This is a genomic window from Streptococcus sp. (genome assembly GCF_041802885.1).
Lineage (GTDB): Bacteria > Bacillota > Bacilli > Lactobacillales > Streptococcaceae > Streptococcus.
Genome location: NZ_JBHCHN010000010.1, coordinates 1 through 16,312 on the forward strand (window position 1 = coordinate 1; position 16,312 = coordinate 16,312).

Annotated in this window: 15 protein-coding genes; 8 read left to right on the plus strand and 7 right to left on the minus strand. The window is 45.5% G+C overall.

The window, feature by feature from the left end; translation table 11 throughout:
• Positions 1–151 precede the first annotated feature (151 nt).
• The gene (gene thrS, locus ACEYCN_RS01175; protein WP_373712478.1) at positions 152–2,101 is read left to right on the plus strand and encodes a threonine--tRNA ligase; all 1,950 of its coding nucleotides are present in this window, start codon (positions 152–154) and stop codon (positions 2,099–2,101) included.
• Between the two features lie 559 nt (positions 2,102–2,660).
• On the opposite strand, the gene ACEYCN_RS01180 is transcribed toward thrS, so the two are convergent.
• The 4 genes from ACEYCN_RS01180 to ACEYCN_RS01195 are packed head-to-tail and all read right to left on the minus strand — an operon-like array spanning position 2,661 to position 5,668.
• Positions 2,661–3,323, minus strand: coding sequence for an amino acid ABC transporter permease (locus ACEYCN_RS01180; RefSeq protein ID WP_373712479.1), 663 nt, complete (start codon positions 3,321–3,323; stop codon positions 2,661–2,663).
• A gap of 11 nt (positions 3,324–3,334) precedes the next feature.
• Positions 3,335–4,021: an amino acid ABC transporter permease gene (locus tag ACEYCN_RS01185; protein ID WP_373712480.1), complete on the minus strand. Its 687-nt coding sequence runs from the start codon at positions 4,019–4,021 to the stop codon at positions 3,335–3,337.
• Positions 4,022–4,033: 12 nt separating this feature from the next.
• Positions 4,034–4,873: a transporter substrate-binding domain-containing protein gene (locus tag ACEYCN_RS01190; protein WP_373712481.1), complete on the minus strand. Its 840-nt coding sequence runs from the start codon at positions 4,871–4,873 to the stop codon at positions 4,034–4,036.
• A 9-nt stretch (positions 4,874–4,882) separates the two neighbouring features.
• Complete coding sequence (locus tag ACEYCN_RS01195) at positions 4,883–5,668, minus strand: amino acid ABC transporter ATP-binding protein (RefSeq protein WP_373712482.1); 786 nt, start codon at positions 5,666–5,668, stop codon at positions 4,883–4,885.
• A 218-nt stretch (positions 5,669–5,886) separates the two neighbouring features.
• On the opposite strand from ACEYCN_RS01195, the gene ACEYCN_RS01200 reads away from it, so the two are divergent.
• Positions 5,887–6,840 carry a DUF3114 domain-containing protein gene (locus ACEYCN_RS01200; protein WP_373712483.1) on the plus strand — a complete coding sequence of 318 codons (954 nt, stop codon included), beginning with the start codon at positions 5,887–5,889 and terminating at the stop codon, positions 6,838–6,840.
• Positions 6,841–6,864: 24 nt separating this feature from the next.
• On the opposite strand, the gene ACEYCN_RS01205 is transcribed toward ACEYCN_RS01200, so the two are convergent.
• Positions 6,865–7,536: a hypothetical protein gene (locus tag ACEYCN_RS01205; RefSeq protein WP_373712484.1), complete on the minus strand. Its 672-nt coding sequence runs from the start codon at positions 7,534–7,536 to the stop codon at positions 6,865–6,867.
• A gap of 179 nt (positions 7,537–7,715) precedes the next feature.
• Between ACEYCN_RS01205 and yycF the strand changes: the two genes are divergently transcribed.
• From yycF to ACEYCN_RS01235, 6 genes are all read left to right on the plus strand, one after another.
• Positions 7,716–8,420 carry a response regulator YycF gene (gene yycF, locus ACEYCN_RS01210; RefSeq protein WP_373712485.1) on the plus strand — a complete coding sequence of 235 codons (705 nt, stop codon included), beginning with the start codon at positions 7,716–7,718 and terminating at the stop codon, positions 8,418–8,420.
• Positions 8,413–9,762: a cell wall metabolism sensor histidine kinase VicK gene (gene vicK / locus ACEYCN_RS01215; RefSeq protein ID WP_373712486.1), complete on the plus strand. Its 1,350-nt coding sequence runs from the start codon at positions 8,413–8,415 to the stop codon at positions 9,760–9,762. The genes yycF and vicK overlap by 8 nt, the downstream gene beginning before the upstream one ends.
• A gap of 6 nt (positions 9,763–9,768) precedes the next feature.
• The gene (locus ACEYCN_RS01220; protein ID WP_373712487.1) at positions 9,769–10,569 is read left to right on the plus strand and encodes an MBL fold metallo-hydrolase; all 801 of its coding nucleotides are present in this window, start codon (positions 9,769–9,771) and stop codon (positions 10,567–10,569) included.
• Between the two features lie 141 nt (positions 10,570–10,710).
• Positions 10,711–12,789 carry a penicillin-binding protein PBP2B gene (pbp2b, locus tag ACEYCN_RS01225; protein ID WP_373712488.1) on the plus strand — a complete coding sequence of 693 codons (2,079 nt, stop codon included), beginning with the start codon at positions 10,711–10,713 and terminating at the stop codon, positions 12,787–12,789.
• 8 nt (positions 12,790–12,797) lie between these two features.
• The gene (gene recR, locus ACEYCN_RS01230) at positions 12,798–13,394 is read left to right on the plus strand and encodes a recombination mediator RecR (RefSeq protein ID WP_373712489.1); all 597 of its coding nucleotides are present in this window, start codon (positions 12,798–12,800) and stop codon (positions 13,392–13,394) included.
• Between the two features lie 93 nt (positions 13,395–13,487).
• Entirely contained in the window at positions 13,488–14,942 is a 1,455-nt protein-coding gene (locus ACEYCN_RS01235) for a flotillin family protein (protein ID WP_373712490.1), read from the plus strand.
• Between the two features lie 30 nt (positions 14,943–14,972).
• On the opposite strand, the gene ACEYCN_RS01240 is transcribed toward ACEYCN_RS01235, so the two are convergent.
• Both ACEYCN_RS01240 and ACEYCN_RS01245 read right to left on the minus strand, forming a co-directional pair.
• On the minus strand, positions 14,973–15,539 hold the full coding sequence (locus ACEYCN_RS01240) for an NAD(P)H-dependent oxidoreductase (protein ID WP_373712491.1): 567 nt from the start codon (positions 15,537–15,539) through the stop codon (positions 14,973–14,975).
• The gene (locus tag ACEYCN_RS01245; RefSeq protein ID WP_373712492.1) at positions 15,536–16,132 is read right to left on the minus strand and encodes a TetR/AcrR family transcriptional regulator; all 597 of its coding nucleotides are present in this window, start codon (positions 16,130–16,132) and stop codon (positions 15,536–15,538) included. The genes ACEYCN_RS01240 and ACEYCN_RS01245 overlap by 4 nt, the downstream gene beginning before the upstream one ends.
• Positions 16,133–16,312 lie beyond the last annotated feature (180 nt).

The window sequence follows — 16,312 nt, forward strand, 5'->3', positions numbered from 1 at the left end:
CAGAAACTGGCTGAAAATATCTGGTGGCTAATCGAATTGGCTGACCGCCTGGATGTTGATATCCAAGAAGAAATGGAAACCTTTTTAGCTCAAAAAGAAGAGTTATTGGGGATTAAAAATAAGATTAAAAATAAATAATAAGGAGATAACCATGATAAACATTACTTTCCCAGATGGTGCTGTACGTGAGTACGCATCCGGCAGCACAACCTTTGACATTGCCCAATCCATCAGCAACTCACTGGCTAAAAAAGCCCTTGCTGGTAAGTTCAACGGTAAGTTGATTGACACTACGAGGGCCATCACAGAAGATGGTTCCCTTGAAATCGTGACCCCTGACCACGAGGATGCGCTTGACATTCTGCGTCATTCGGCTGCCCACCTCTTTGCCCAAGCAGCCAAACGCCATTTCCCAGATATTAAACTGGGGGTTGGTCCTGCGATTCAGGATGGTTTTTACTACGACACAGACAATGCGGCTGGTCAGATTTCCAATGAAGATTTGGCCAAGATTGAAGAGGAGATGAGAAAGATTGTCAAGGAAAACTTCCCATCTGAGCGCCGCGAGGTGACCAAGGAAGAAGCCCTGGAAATCTTCAAGGACGACCCTTATAAACTGGAGCTGATTCAGGAGCATTCGGATGATGAAGGCGGCTTGACCATCTATACGCAAGGGGAGTATGTGGACCTCTGTCGTGGCCCTCATGTGCCTTCGACAGGCCGCATCCAGGTCTTCCAGCTGCTGAATGTGGCTGGTGCCTACTGGCGGGGCAAGAGCGAAAATCCCATGATGCAGCGGATTTACGGTACGGCCTGGTTTGACAAAAAAGACCTCAAGAACTATATCCAGATGCGGGAGGAAGCCAAAGAACGGGATCACCGCAAACTCGGAAAAGAGCTGGATCTCTTCATGATTTCCCAAGAAGTGGGGCAGGGTCTGCCTTTCTGGCTGCCAAATGGGGCCACCATCCGTCGGGAGTTGGAACGCTACATTGTCGACAAGGAGCTGGCATCTGGCTACCTCCATGTCTATACACCGCCGATGGCATCTGTGGAACTCTACAAAACCTCAGGTCACTGGGAGCATTATCAAGAAGACATGTTTCCGGTCATGGATATGGGGGATGGAGAGGAATTTGTCCTTCGTCCAATGAACTGCCCGCACCATATCCAGGTCTACAAGCACCATGTGCATTCCTACCGTGAGCTGCCTATCCGTATCGCAGAAATCGGCATGATGCACCGCTATGAAAAATCAGGTGCCCTCTCAGGCCTCCAGCGCGTGCGTGAAATGTCGCTTAACGATGGTCATCTCTTTGTCATGCCAGAGCAGATTCAGGAAGAATTCCAAAAAGCCCTCCAGCTCATCATCGATGTCTATGAGGATTTCAACCTGACAGACTATCGTTTCCGTCTGTCATATCGCGACCCTGAAGACAAGGAAAAATACTACGACAACGACGAGATGTGGGAAAATGCCCAAAGCATGTTGAAAGCAGCTCTGGATGAAATGGGTGTGGACTATTTTGAAGCCGAAGGAGAAGCTGCCTTTTACGGACCAAAACTGGACATTCAGGTCAAGACTGCCCTTGGTAACGAAGAAACTCTCTCGACCATCCAGCTGGACTTCCTCTTGCCAGAGCGCTTTGACCTGTCTTATGTCGGCGCAGATGGTGAGGAGCACCGTCCGGTCATGATTCACCGTGGTGTTATCTCTACCATGGAACGCTTCACTGCCATCCTGATTGAAAATTACAAGGGTGCCTTCCCGACTTGGTTGGCGCCTCATCAAGTAACGGTCATCCCGATTTCCAACGAAGCCCATGTTGACTATGCTTGGGAAGTGGCCAAAGCCCTCAAAGACAAGGGCATCCGTGCTGATGTGGACGAGCGCAACGAAAAGATGCAGTACAAGATTCGGGCCAGCCAAACCCAAAAAATCCCTTACCAACTCATCGTTGGTGACAAGGAAATGGAATCCAAGTCAGTCAACGTCCGCCGCTACGGCAGCAAGGAAACCCATACCGAAAACTTGGAAGAATTTACGGCCAATATCCTCGCTGATATTGCCAGAAAATCAAGACCGGCAGAAGAAAAATAGACGAATTTAGAAAGGCTCCCCTTCGAAGTGGGAGCCTTTCAATTTGTAATCAGGAAATATTCGATCTAATTTTGCTTCATTTTTTAAACCATATCCAAGGATGGCTGAGTGGAGCTGTAACTGGAAAAACAAGTAGAAGGATAATTTCTGGCTCAAATATGCCAGGGTGGTAAATATCAGGAGTGGGCCTATAAAAACCAAAATCGCTCTATTTATGCAGAACTTGTGCCTAGGCAGGGCTTCCTCCTTTATGTTGAGGATAGTCAATAGCTTCAAGAAATGGAGCGAAAAATTGACCAATCCTGAAAAAATCGAGGATGCAGACTGCAGCTTCTGGAAATTCTGCAGTCCATCCTTCTTGGATGAAAGGATCCAGTAATTCTTCCGATATTTCACCTGTATCCCTTTCTAAGACTAGTGTTTTACCGATAACACCTCATTTTTGCAGCTTGGATTTTGATAGTCAAAAAAATCGTGATATCCACATTGAGGCTAACCGCACCTAAAAAGACCTAAAGCTAGGCTGAGAAAGCTGACTTTAGGTCTTTTTTGGTATAAATCACTCCATACTGCTTGCCCAAGACTTGGCCAAATAGCGGGAAAAGCTGGAGATGGTGAAGTTGATGGCAAAGTATACGAGGGCAATGACTACGTAAAGGGTGAAGACAGCAGTCGTCTCGAAGTTTCGTCCCATGAGAATTTGGCTGGCGCCAAAGAGTTCTTGGAGGGCGATAACAGAGTAGAGGAGACTGGTATCCTTGATAACCGTTACGAATTGGGAAATGATAGACGGCAGCATCTTACGGATGGCCTGGGGTAGGATGATATAGATCAAAATCTGAAACTGGGTAAATCCCTGAGAAAGTCCCGCCTCAGTTTGCCCAGTGTCAATCGAATTGAGACCGCCGCGGATAATTTCAGCTAGGGCTGCCGAGGTAAAGACGGTAAAGGCTGTCAATCCTGCTTGGGTGGACTTGAGCTGGAAGACTAGGAAAATGGTGAAAATCCAGAGCAAGTTGGGCACATTGCGGACAAACTCGATGTAAATGGAGGCAATCCAGCGCAGGGGAGCATTTTTGCCATTTCGCATTACGGCCAAAATGGTTCCCAAAAGGGTGGACAAGACGATGATAATGGCAGATAGGTAGAGGGTAAGTCCTAGACCATTGAGCAAGAAGGTCAGGTTAGTAGGTGATAAGACTTCTAAAATATCATTTATCATGTGAGACCTCCTTAGTAGGCTTCTTTATTCTTGGCTTCCCAGCGACGGGCAAAGGTTGCCAGAGGGAAACAGAGGATAAAGTAGAGAATAGCTGCTGTCAAAAATGGGGGGATGTAGTTGGAATGGACAGCTGACCAGTGCTTGGTCATGAACATGATATCCACCCCTCCAATGATGGCCACTGTGGAAGTGTTTTTGATGAGATTGACCACCTGATTGGCCATTGGTGGCAAAATGGTGCGGATAGCCTGCGGTAAAATAATCAGCCGCATGGTTTCAATATAGGTAAAGCCTTGCGAGAGAGCTGCCTCAGTCTGGCCGACCGGCACAGCCTCAATCCCTGTCCGAATGACTTCAGCGATATAGGCCCCGTGGTAGAGTCCCACACAGATGACGGCAGTCCAGTAAATAGATGGCATAAGGACAAAGTTGGAAATCAAGGGCAAACCGTAGTAGATGATGACGAATTGCACCAAGAGAGGGGTGTTTTGGTAAAATTCTACGTACACTCTGGAGAGGAAACGCAATACCTTACTCTTTGTTGTAGACATGGCGCCAAAAATCACACCGAGGAATAAGGCTGTCAGGAGGGCTCCGATAGAAATCAGGAGACTGAAGAGAAAGCCTTGGGCAAATTGGTCCCAGTCTTGAAAGAAAGAGGCCCAGAGATCAGCATTAAATACTTGTGTAAAATCCATAGTAGCTCCTTTCTATTCATCAATTTCTGTGACAGGTTTGAGACCAAAGTCATCATAGATGGCTTGAAGAGTCCCATCTTCTGTCCAGTCCTGAACCAAGCCATCCAAGTAAGTGGCCAAATCGGTATTGGATTTCTTGGTCACAATCCCGTATTCAGATGGTTGATACTGGAGGTCTAAGAGTTCATTGGTTTTGCCTAAAAAGGCAGAAAGAATGGATTGGTCAATGGAGAAGGCATCAACACGGTGGGCAGCGAGGGCAACAACCACCTCGGAATTGGAACCTAGCTCACGGAAGTTTAATTCAATCCCTTTTTCAGCAGCGATTTCTTCCAGTAATCCCCATTGGATAGAGCCTTGGGTCACGCCGATGGTCAGGCCATCGAGGGCTTCCCATGATGACTGAATATTACTGTCCTTTCGGACCAGGAAGCCGACTGCATCTGTATAGTAAGGGGTGGTAAAGTTGTAGAGCTCTTTTCGCTCTTCGGTGATGGTAAAGGTGGCGATGACCATGTCCAGCTGACCGTTGTCCAAAAGAGCTCCACGTGTCTGAGCTGTTACAGGGGTAAATTCGATATCAACCCCCAGCTCAGCAGCTACTTTTTTGGCGATTTCAACTTCCATCCCCGTGTATTTATTACTTTTTGGATCCCGGTAGCCGAAGTTTGGCAGGTCCTGCTTGACTCCGACCCGCAGTACACCACGGTCTACAATCTCCTGGACTCCTGCTTCCAACTGGGCATCGGACGTGCTATTTGTAAGGGCGCTGATTTGCCCGAAAAATGGCAACATTAGTAAGATAGCGAGCACAGGCAAGAGCAGAAGTGGAATGATTCTTTTCAATTGCATAGGCACCTCCTAGTCTTCATCAGCCAGGTCATCTGTTTCTGAAACAAGTTCGCTGGTATGGTTGAGAATCTTGCTGAGGAATTGTTGGGCGCGCGGTTCAGATGGATTGTCAAAAAATCCATTGACATCGGTGGTATCCACCAAAATTTGCCCCTCAGCCATAAAGACGATGCGGTCCGCCACTTCGCGGGCAAAGCCCATCTCGTGGGTTACGACAATCATGTTCATCCCCCGTTTGGCCAGTTTTTTCATAACGGTCAGTACATCACCGATGGTTTCTGGGTCAAGGGCTGAGGTTGGCTCATCAAAGAGGAGCAGTTCTGGTTTCATGGCCAGGCCACGGGCAATGGCAATCCGCTGTTTTTGACCGCCTGAAAGCATGGCAGGGAAAGAGTCTTTCCGGTCCCACATGTTAACATAGGATAGGTATTTCTTAGCCCGTTTTTCCGCTTCCTGCTTGGAAAGACCGAGGACTTTCATTGGTGCTAGAGTGATATTCTCCAATACCGTTTTATGAGGATAGAGGTTGAAGTGCTGAAAGACCATGCCAACCTCCTTGCGAAGTTCGACTAAGTCCTTATTGCTGGCACTTTCCACATGGTGGCCATTGACTACCAGACTTCCGCTGTCTATACTTTCGAGGGCATTGATGGTTCGGATAAGCGTTGACTTACCAGAACCAGAAGGTCCTAAAAGAACGACAACTTGGCCGGCCTCCAGGGATAGATTGATGTCACGCAGGGCGTGATAGTCTCCATAATATTTATTCACTCCATTAAATTCAACCAAAGCCATAACATTCTCCTTTTTCATTCGATGATGTCATAAATTGTAACATTTACAAGCTAGTATACAGGAAAAATTAAAAAATGTCAAATTGTCTGAATATTCAATAAAAATTTGTGACTATTCTAATTCAATCAGGAGAAACTATTTTCTCTTGGAAAAAATGGGGGAGAGATTGCTACACATTGATATTTTCCTTTTAAGACTTTTGGTGCTATACTAAGCTTATGAGAATTGGTGATAAAGATTTCTGGAGATTTTGGACACAAGCCAGAAGAAGCTTAAATAGGGAAAAGAGCAGGCAAATCTTATCCGACTTGATGAAAATCGCTCATATGCCTGATGAACTGTCTGGAACTTTAGAGGAAAACCAGTGGTTGGTATCGCGATTTGCTATGGATTTGACACCCCATCATGTTTTTTGGCGGGAATTGGCCCAGCTGGTTAGTCTAGCTTTTCCCAAAGAGGACTTGAGTCAGCTAGGTAGCTTGGAGAAGAAGATCCACCAGTTTCGCTATGTTATTTCCAGTCAGCAGGCCCAGTATGTTCGGAAGCACTATAAAAAAACAGGTATGACAGATGCCCAAGCTCTGGCAGTCTATCTACGGAGTAGACGTCTCTTTTCCTACTCACTCAATGTTTCTGCCCGCTTGCACAATAAAATCGCCCTTTCCGAAGGAGAAATTCGCTATCCAGGTGACAAAGAATCTTTCAATATCAAGGTGTTGATGAATCACTTTCATACGGAATTTATCCTGTCAAGTGACGGACATTTTCTCAATGAATTGGATGCGGAAGAGGTGACAGAGGCCGGTATTGTCAATGGGGCCAGTTTTAACTATGGTCGCCGTAGCCGCCATTGGTCGCTGGATGTGAGACCTGTTAGGGTACATGATCCAGCCTTTCGCCAAAGGCTGACCAAATCTTTTCATAGTCCAAAATACATTAAAAAGAAACTTGGCAGAAAGGTGGCTAGAGACTATGATGCCAGTTACTTTAACCAATCCGGTCTCTATGCCAAGGAAGGTCAGAGTCGGTTCAAGTGGGTCAAGCGTGCAGAACAAAATTTCAAGCGGCAAATTCGGACTCATGATTCTAGTGAAAACTGGCTAGGTAATGGATTTCGCAGGATAAAAAATGAACTGGAGAAAATCCGAAAGTCCTTTTTTCGAAAAAAATAAACCCAAAAAATAAGAAACAGAAGTTCAAATGAGCTTCTGTTTCTTGATTTTTACGACTACAACATACAAGGCGACATAGGCCAGAGCAAGATAGAGGAGGGTTGCGAGACTGAGATAGCCATGTCCAGCAAAGCCATTGATTAGCTGGAAAATAAGGGCTGTTGCGAGAGGGCTCAAGCGATTGCTAGGATAGAGGTAGCTAATCAAGGCCTGAGAGCCCATGAAAATCAGCGGTAAGAGAAGATAGGTGACGAGGTGGGCCAGAGAACTTCCAGAATAGAAATAGATGGTTCGAGCAGTGACCACATATACAATGACAAAACTAGTCAAACAGTGGATCGGCATCAGCCATTTGTGGTCAGGATTGCCATACTTGAGGTGGAAAAAGCCAATTGCATAACCAATCAAGGTCGGGATGAGAATAGACCCAAAGGCAAAAGGGATGATACTCAAATCAGGTGGCCAAGACCAAGAAAAGGTCAGTAAAAAGAGTGTATAGACCAGGCTGACTCCAAGCGGATAATAAAAAAGGTAGTGGTAGCGCTTGATGAGAATGATAGGTAAAATCCCAAAGATCAGGGGCACAAATAAAATCTGCCCAAAAAAGGGTGAAAATAAGAGATAAATAAGCGGAATCAAAATAAATGAAACGGCGGTGATAAAGACTTCTAGTTTCCAATGTTTGCTGTATTTCATAGCCCCTCCCGATGCAAATTGCTTCATGCTTATTATATGAAAAATACGCGAAAAATGAAAGAGAATACGGACTATTTTAAAGAATTTAGTGTGACATCTGGACCATGCATATCTCAAGCATGAAAAAACCTAGGAGATTTGGTATAATAGCTTCAAGAAAAACAAAGGAAGAGACACCCATGAAAAAAATTCTTATCGTAGATGATGAAAAACCAATCTCAGATATTATCAAGTTCAATATGACCCGCGAAGGATATGAGGTCGTAACAGCCTTTGACGGCCGTGAAGCCTTGGAAGTTTTTGAAGCAGAAATGCCAGATATTGTCATCTTAGACTGGATGCTGCCAGAGATTGACGGCCTGGAAGTAGCCCGCAATATCCGCAAAACCAGCAATGTTCCGATTCTGATGCTTTCGGCCAAGGATAGCGAGTTTGATAAGGTTATCGGACTTGAAATCGGTGCGGATGACTATGTTACCAAACCCTTCTCTAATCGTGAATTGCAGGCTCGTGTTAAGGCTCTCCTGCGCCGCAGTGAACTCTCTGAAACTCAGGTGGATATTGAAGTACCGGGCGGGAAAGAAATGGTGATTGGTGATTTGGTTATTTTGCCAGATGCCTTCGTCGCCAAAAAGCACGGTAAGGAATTGGATTTGACCCATCGTGAATTCGAACTGCTCCATCATTTGGCCAACCATTTGGGCCAAGTTATGACCCGTGACCACCTTTTGGAAACGGTTTGGGGTTATGATTACTTTGGTGATGTTCGGACTGTTGATGTGACCATCCGCCGCCTGCGTGAGAAGATTGAAGACATCCCAAGCCGGCCAGAATACATTCTGACCAGACGTGGTGTCGGGTATTATATAAAAGCAAATGATTAATCAATTACGTTATTTACTGACAACAGCTGAGTTCTGGTTTGTGGTCATTATCATCGGCTTTGTCGTTGCTTTGGCTTTTATGGTCCTCGAAAATCACCGAGACAACAAGCAGATTAGGATTCTCAATCAAAAGGTCAAGGAATTGATTGCTGGAGATTATTCCGATGTTCTGGATATGCGGGGCAGTCCTGAAATCACAGACATGACCAATTCCCTCAACGATTTATCGGAAGTTATCCGCCTGACCCATGACAATTTGGAGCAAGAAAAGACCAGATTGTCCTCCATTCTCTCTTATATGAGCGATGGGGTGATTGCAACAGATCGGATGGGGCGAGTTATTATGATTAATGATATGGCCCAAAAGCAACTGAATATTTCAGCCAAATCTGCAGAACAGGAAAACTTGTTGGACTTGCTAGACATACGAGACCAGTATAGTTTTCGTGAACTCTTGGCCCAGACACCTGAGGTGGTCATCGACCATGCAGATGCTAACGGGGAATACTCTCATCTCAGGGCAAATTTCGCAACCATTCGGAGCGAAAGCGGCCTGATTTCAGGTCTGGTAGTCGTCCTCCATGATATGACCGAACAGGCCAAGGAAGAGCGGGAACGCCGCCTCTTTGTATCCAATGTCAGCCATGAACTAAGGACACCTTTGACATCGGTCAAATCCTATTTGGAAGCCTTGGATGAGGGGGCCTTAACAGAGTCTGTTGCGCCAAGTTTTGTCAAAGTTTCCCTGGATGAGACCAACCGCATGATGCGGATGATTTCTGACCTGCTCAGTCTGTCTCGAATCGACAATCAGATCAAGACCATGGAGTTTGAGCTGATTAATTTCACAGCCTTTGTCACCTTTATCCTCAACCGTTTTGACCAGATGAAGAGTCAAAATATGGACAAGGAATATGAAATTGTGCGCGACTACAAGATTACACCAGTTTGGGTGGAAATTGATACAGATAAGATGACCCAGGTCTTAGACAACATCCTCAACAATGCCATCAAGTATTCGCCAGATGGCGGCAAGATTACCTTCAGTATGAAGACAACGGAAACCCAGCTCATAGTTTCTATTTCAGACGAGGGTCTTGGGATTCCAAAAGAAGATCTGCCTAAGATTTTTGACCGTTTTTATCGAGTGGACAAGGCTCGCTCCCGTGCCCAAGGTGGCACAGGCTTGGGTCTGGCCATCGCCAAGGAGATTGTCAAGCAGCACAATGGCTTTATTTGGGCCAAGAGTGAATATGGACATGGATCTACCTTCACCATTGTTCTACCATATGCCAAGGATGTAACGGTGGATGATTGGGAAGAGGAAACAGAGGAAGAATAGGAGCAAATGGGAAGAGGATTTCAATACAGTATATTAGCATCGGGCTCCAGTGGTAATTCTTTCTATCTGGAGACCGAAAAGAAAAAAATCTTGGTGGATGCTGGCCTTTCTGGCAAAAAAATAACCAGTCTTTTAGCGGAAATTGACCGAAAACCAGAAGACTTGGATGCTATTTTTGTGACCCATGAACACAGTGATCATATCCATGGTATCGGTGTTTTGGCCCGTAAGTATCATTTGGATATCTATGCCAATGAGGCTACCTGGCAGGCTATGGATGCGAAGCTTGGAAAGATTGATGTAGCGCAAAAACATATCTTTGAGCGGGGCAAAGTATTGACCTTTGGAGATTTAGATATTGAGTCTTTTGGTGTTAGCCATGATGCGGCTGATCCGCAATTTTACCGCTTCATGAAGGATGACAAGAGTTTTGTCATGCTGACGGATACAGGTTATGTCAGTGACCGCTTGGCAGGCATTGTGGAAAATGCGGATGCCTATTTGATTGAGTCTAATCACGATATCGAAATTCTGCGGGCAGGTTCCTATTCCTGGAACCTCAAGCAGCGGATATTATCTGATAAGGGCCACTTGTGCAATGAAGATGGAGCGGATGCCATGATTCGGACCTTGGGCAATCGGACAAAGCGGATTTATCTGGGGCATCTGTCCAAGGAAAATAATATCAAGGAGCTAGCCCACATGACCATGGTCAATGAACTGGCTCAGGCTGATTTGGGAGTAGGTGTCGATTTTCAGATTTATGATACTTCGCCAGATTCGGCCACCCAGCTGACAGAGATTTAGGAGCAAGTACATCTTGGAGCGATTCAGGATGTGCTTTTTTGTCTCAAACGGTATAGCTGGATTTTCCTACCCTCCAATCGGGAGAAAAGCGAGTATCTGTGATATAATAGATAGGAAATTTTCTAGAATGAGGTTGTGAAAATGACGAAGAAAACCAATTCGCCTTCGCGTGTGGGTCGAGAAGACAATTTTATTCCGCGTCGGCTCAATGTTTTATTCTCCATTGTAATTTTGCTTCTGTCTGTTTTGTTAGCTCGTCTGGCCTATATGCAGATTATGAACAGGGAGTTTTACACAAATAAACTAGCGACTGCCAGTCAAAAAACCATTAAAATCAGCTCTGTACGTGGAGAGATTTACGATGCTAAGGGACAATCCCTAGTAGAGAATCAAGTGATCCAGGTCGTTTCCTTTACCCGAAGCAACCGTATCACAGCAGGTGAAATTAAGGCCATTGCCCAAACCCTGCTCCAATATGTCAATGTGTCGGATGTCAGCCTGTCCAAACGAGATAAGGCAGATTACTACTTGGCAGATAGCGATGTCTACAGCCAGGTTGTCAAATCACTACCCAAAGAAAAGCGTTATGATACAGATGGGAACTTACTATCTGAAAGCAAGATTTATGCCAATGCTGTGGCCAGCCTATCTGATGATCAGTTAGTTTTTTCTCAGGAAGATGAGAAAGCTGCAGAGCTGTTCAGCCAGATGAACAGTGCCGCTTATTTTGAAACGGTCAATCTAGTCACGGAGCCTCTGTCAGCTCAACAGATTGCTTTGATTGCGGCCAACGAAAAAAATCTGCCAGGGATTTCAACTAGCAGCAACTGGAACCGCGTGGTCCTGCCCACCTCACTGGCTTCTATCATTGGTACAGTGACATCCGAGCAGGCGGGGATTCCTGAGGAGGAAGCCGATGCTTATTTAGCCAAGGGTTATTCCCTGAATGACCGGGTCGGAACGGCTTATCTGGAAAAGCAATATGAGGATATTTTGCAAGGTCAGCGTGAAATTAGGGAAATCAGTCTGGACCGTCATGGAAATGTTGAAAAAATAACAACAACTCAAGAAGGAAGTAAGGGCAACAATATCAAGTTGACGATTGACCTTAACTTCCAAGACCAGGTCAATGGGATTTTAAAACGACATTTTGAAAGCGAGCTAGCCAATGGAAGTGCCCTTTATTCGGATGGCGTTTATGCGGTGGTCCTCGATCCGCATACAGGGGCTATTTTGGCCATGGCTGGTTATAAGCATGAAAAAGGAACCCAAAATCTTCAGGAAAATGCCTTGGGAACCATTACAGACACCTTTGTTCCAGGGTCTATTGTCAAGGGGGCGACCCTAACTGCAGGTTGGGAATCAGGAGTTATCCAAGGGAACCAAACCTTGACAGACCAGCCCATTCAGTTTGCAGGTTCTGCGCCGATCACTTCTTGGTTTACAACTTATGGCAATCGCGCTATCACAGCAGTGGAAGCCCTTCAGTATTCCTCCAATACATATATGGTACAAATCGCTCTCAATATGCTGGGTCAACCCTACGCACCAAATATGGTCTTAAGCCAAACGGATCAACTGGAGACCGCCATGAAGCAGCTTCGCACAATCTTTGGTGAATACGGACTCGGTGTACCGACAGGCATTGATTTGCCCCTGGAGTCGACAGGCTACATTCCAGAAGAGTACACCATCAGCAACTACCTGACCAATGCCTTTGGCCAGTTTGACAACTATACCCCGCTTCAGATGGGTCAATATGCTGCGACAGTAGCCAATGGTGGTACTCGGATTGCTCCGCATCTGGTCGAAGGAATCTATGGCAATAATGAGGATGGCAGCTTGGGAGATAGGCTGGAAGAAGTGACAGGAAAAAATCTAAACCAGGTCAATATTTCTCCTGAAAATATGGCTATCGTCCAAGAAGGTTTCTATCAAGTCGTCCATGGAGCCAGCGGTTTTTCAACCGGTACCTCCATGGCCAATTCCAGTGTGCCTATCAGTGCCAAAACAGGTACAGCCGAAACCTTTGTTACAAAGAATGATGGACAGGTTGAAAGTGCGGTCAATACCAATATTGTGGCCTATGCACCAAGCAATAATCCCAAGATTGCTGTTGCAGTGGTCCTGCCTAATTTGACCGATTTGCAGTCAAAAACCAGTCAAGCCATCATGACGGACATCGTCAATCTCTACAACTCACTCTATCCCATGAATTAAGGAAAACTATGTTATACCCAAGTCCAATTGCAAAATTGATTGAATCCTATTCCAAATTACCCGGTATCGGGGTCAAAACGGCAACTCGTCTGGCCTTCTATACCATTGGTATGGAGGATGAGGTGGTCAATGAATTTGCCAAAAATCTACTAGCAGCCAAGCGGGAACTGTCCTACTGTTCCATCTGTGGCAATCTGACTGACCAAGATCCTTGTGCTATCTGCCAAGATGAAACGAGGGACCAGTCCACCATCCTCATCGTAGAGGACAGTCGGGATGTCTCTGCTATGGAGAATATCCAAGAATACCATGGACTCTACCATGTTTTGCATGGACTCATTTCTCCCATGAATGGCATTGGCCCTGACGATATCAATCTGAAGAGCCTCCTGACCCGCCTCATGGATAATGAGGTCAGCGAGGTCATCGTGGCGACTAATGCAACAGCAGACGGGGAGGCCACATCCATGTACATCTCCCGTGTCCTCAAACCAGCAGGGATTAAGGTGACCCGATTGGCCCGTGGCTTGGCCGTTGGAGCCGACATCGAGTATGCCGACGAAGTAACCCTCCTTCGGGCTATTGAAAATCGGACAGAATTATAATCAATACTGCCAGACAGTATTGATTTTTTATGTTCATTAAATCTTGAATATGGTATAATCAATTTAGTATATCTTTTGAAAGGAATTAGAATGATGGACTTCTCATTATTTCCACTTATTTTAGTAGTTGCTCTTGTGATTTTTATTTTGGTGATTTTCTTTGCTGGTTTTGTATCGGCTTCACCAGGAGAAATCAAGGTCATTTCGGGACCTCGTGGTCAGCGAGTCATTCAAGGTAAGACAGGCTGGAAAATGCCTATTTTAGAACGTGTCGATACCATGACCGCAGGGATGATTTCAGTGGATGCTAAAACGACAGATTTTGTTCCAACAAATGACTACATCAATGTCAAGGTTGATGCAGCCGTTAAGGTCAAGATTGGGACAGACCGCCCAGAACTCTTCAAATCTGCCACACGAAACTTCTTGTATAAGAAACAGGAGGAAATCGCAGATGAGGTCCGGGATACCTTGGAAGGCCACTTGCGGGCTATCATCGGTCAGATGAAGTTAGAAGCCATTGTGACCAACCGTGCCTCCTTCTCTGAAAAGGTTCAGGAAAATGCCACCAAGGACCTGGAAGAAATGGGTCTGGAAATTGTTGCCTTTAACATTCAGGGCCTGATTGATGAAAAAGGTGTAATCGAGAACCTGGGGATTGATAACACCGAGCAAATCCGAAAAGAAGCAGCCAAGGCGAAAGCACGGGCTCAACAGGAAATTGCAGAACAACAAGCTGCTTCAGATAAGTTGGCAAACGATGCTCGGGTTGCAGCAGATTTGGAGATTGCTCAAAAGCAAAATGATTTGGCTAAACGCCAGGCAGCCCTCAAGGCTGAGGCAGATACGGAAACCGCTAAGGCGGACGCAGCTTATTCTATCCAGCAACAAATTCAGCGCAAAGACATCGAGCGTGAGACAGCTGAAGCCAATATTGTCAAACAAGAGCAAGAGGCTCTGGTAAAGGAACAGGAAGTTAAGGTTCGCCGTCAAGCCCTTGAAGCTGAAATCAAGGCCCAAGCTGATGCAGAACGCTATGCCCAAGAACAAAGGGCTCAGGCAGACCTCTTCAAGCGCCAAAAAGAAGTTGATGCCGAAGCCTATGAGCGGACTCAACAGGCCCAGGCCGATAAGGAAGCCATGTTGGCGGAGGCAGAAGGGATCCGTGCCAAAGGGGAAGCAGAAGCAGCAGCTATTGCTGCCAAACTATTAGCCGAAGCCGAAGGTTTGGAGAAAAAGGCCGAGGCCATGGCCAAGATGAACCAGGCTGCTGTGCTTGAAATGTACTTCAATGCCCTGCCAGATGTGGCTCGTGCCATTGCTGAACCGCTGACCAAGATTGATTCTATTACCATGTACGGAGAGGGCAATTCTGCCAAGATGGTGGAAGATATCACCAAATCGATGACCCAGGTGCAATCAGGTCTCAATGATTCTGTTGGCTTAGATGTCAAACAACTGATCAACACAATGGTAGGCATTAAGACCAGCAGTCCCATCATAGAAAATGCTGTTGAAAATGGTGTGACAAATGCTCTTGAAAAATAAGCAAAAAAATTGAGGCCTGGCCTCAATTTTTTATATTTTCTGAGCTTGTTGGGCAATAGTTGCCAGCATTTTTTGTCGTTTTTCATAGCTTGTTCCTCTTAGATAAGCCAGTGAAGTCAATTGACATGGTTTGATGCCGCACATACCCAGAACTTGATTCTTTAATACTTTTCCGTAATCTTGTACGAAAGCTGTAAAGAAACCAGGGGTATTATGCGTGGTAATAATCCAGGCAGTTTTGCCATTCAGGTGGCCCTGCATACCCATTCCTTTGTAGGAATAAGCAAAACCGGAAGCAAAGACACGGTCGATAAAGCCCTTGAGGATGGCAGGCATGCCGCCCCACCAAATTGGGAAGATCCAAATAAGATGGTCCGCCCAGGAAATGAGTTGGCGGTATTTTTCCATTTCAGGATCCTTGTCCAAATCGCGGCGAAGATGTTCTTCATCAAAGCGCAGGAGAGGATCAAATTTTTCTGCATAGAGGTCCAAGATTCGAACCTGGTGTTTGGAATTCAGATGATTCTTCACTTGCTGGAGAATAGCACCATTAAAACTTTGGTGGTTGGGATGAGCGTAGATGATTAAGATATTCATGATTGGCCTCCTTTGATGTATCGTTCTAACATTCCTTCAATTGTTTCCTGAATGGTCCTTTGTGAAAAATTCTCACCGATTTGGCCCATGGATAGGATACTCAGTCCTAAAATAAAACTCCATAGATGAATCAGAACATCAATCTCCTTTCCTATTAGATTTTCTTCCTGAATCAAGAGGACAACCAGATTCTTAAAGTGATTGAAACCTGGTAAATCAACGTTTGTCAGAATGGTTTCAGGGGTGATATCCATGTATTTGAAGGGAAACTTAATAAAAAGTGCTTCAAAGATATGGGGATTGGTCTGGGCAAAGCGAACAAAGGCTTGGCCCATTTGGAGCAATTGGTGACGAGCGGAAAGGCTCTCATCCAAATCCCTTGTCACATCTTCATAAAAGAGTTGAGTCAGCCTGGCCAAGACAACTTTCAAATAGCCATCCTTGTTGTCAAAATGCTTATAGGGGCTGCCATGAGTAACGCCACAAGCTGTTGCAACTGTTCTAAGGGACAGCTGTTCGATGCCGTGTTTTTTGATTTCTTCAATCCCAGTTTGAATCAACTTTTCTTTTAGCTCTGCTGTATTTCGCTTCATACTACCTCCTTTCATCAAGATACAAAGACGTAAGTGACACACAGCAAAATATGTGGTAAGTCAGAAATCTTTGATTTCGTTGACGCACCCACGTCAGGATGACTAGGCTTCTCACAGTCCGCAAGGACGAAGAGAAACCAGACATCTACGACGAAAATTGACGAAGATGCTTCAGCATCT

What these genes read in the sequence shown, in the direction of transcription:
- yycF (WP_373712485.1), top strand. Translation starts at nt 7,716, where the DNA reads ATGAAAAAAATTCTTATCGTAGATGATGAAAAACCAATCTCAGATATT.
- ACEYCN_RS01185 (WP_373712480.1), bottom strand. Translation starts at nt 4,021, where the DNA reads ATGGATTTTACACAAGTATTTAATGCTGATCTCTGGGCCTCTTTCTTT.
- ACEYCN_RS01195 (WP_373712482.1), bottom strand. Translation starts at nt 5,668, where the DNA reads ATGGCTTTGGTTGAATTTAATGGAGTGAATAAATATTATGGAGACTAT.
- ACEYCN_RS01200 (WP_373712483.1), top strand. Translation starts at nt 5,887, where the DNA reads ATGAGAATTGGTGATAAAGATTTCTGGAGATTTTGGACACAAGCCAGA.
- ACEYCN_RS01205 (WP_373712484.1), bottom strand. Translation starts at nt 7,536, where the DNA reads ATGAAATACAGCAAACATTGGAAACTAGAAGTCTTTATCACCGCCGTT.
- vicK (WP_373712486.1), top strand. Translation starts at nt 8,413, where the DNA reads ATGATTAATCAATTACGTTATTTACTGACAACAGCTGAGTTCTGGTTT.
- thrS (WP_373712478.1), top strand. Translation starts at nt 152, where the DNA reads ATGATAAACATTACTTTCCCAGATGGTGCTGTACGTGAGTACGCATCC.
- ACEYCN_RS01235 (WP_373712490.1), top strand. Translation starts at nt 13,488, where the DNA reads ATGGACTTCTCATTATTTCCACTTATTTTAGTAGTTGCTCTTGTGATT.
- pbp2b (WP_373712488.1), top strand. Translation starts at nt 10,711, where the DNA reads ATGACGAAGAAAACCAATTCGCCTTCGCGTGTGGGTCGAGAAGACAAT.
- ACEYCN_RS01180 (WP_373712479.1), bottom strand. Translation starts at nt 3,323, where the DNA reads ATGATAAATGATATTTTAGAAGTCTTATCACCTACTAACCTGACCTTC.
- ACEYCN_RS01220 (WP_373712487.1), top strand. Translation starts at nt 9,769, where the DNA reads ATGGGAAGAGGATTTCAATACAGTATATTAGCATCGGGCTCCAGTGGT.
- ACEYCN_RS01190 (WP_373712481.1), bottom strand. Translation starts at nt 4,873, where the DNA reads ATGCAATTGAAAAGAATCATTCCACTTCTGCTCTTGCCTGTGCTCGCT.
- ACEYCN_RS01240 (WP_373712491.1), bottom strand. Translation starts at nt 15,539, where the DNA reads ATGAATATCTTAATCATCTACGCTCATCCCAACCACCAAAGTTTTAAT.
- recR (WP_373712489.1), top strand. Translation starts at nt 12,798, where the DNA reads ATGTTATACCCAAGTCCAATTGCAAAATTGATTGAATCCTATTCCAAA.
- ACEYCN_RS01245 (WP_373712492.1), bottom strand. Translation starts at nt 16,132, where the DNA reads ATGAAGCGAAATACAGCAGAGCTAAAAGAAAAGTTGATTCAAACTGGG.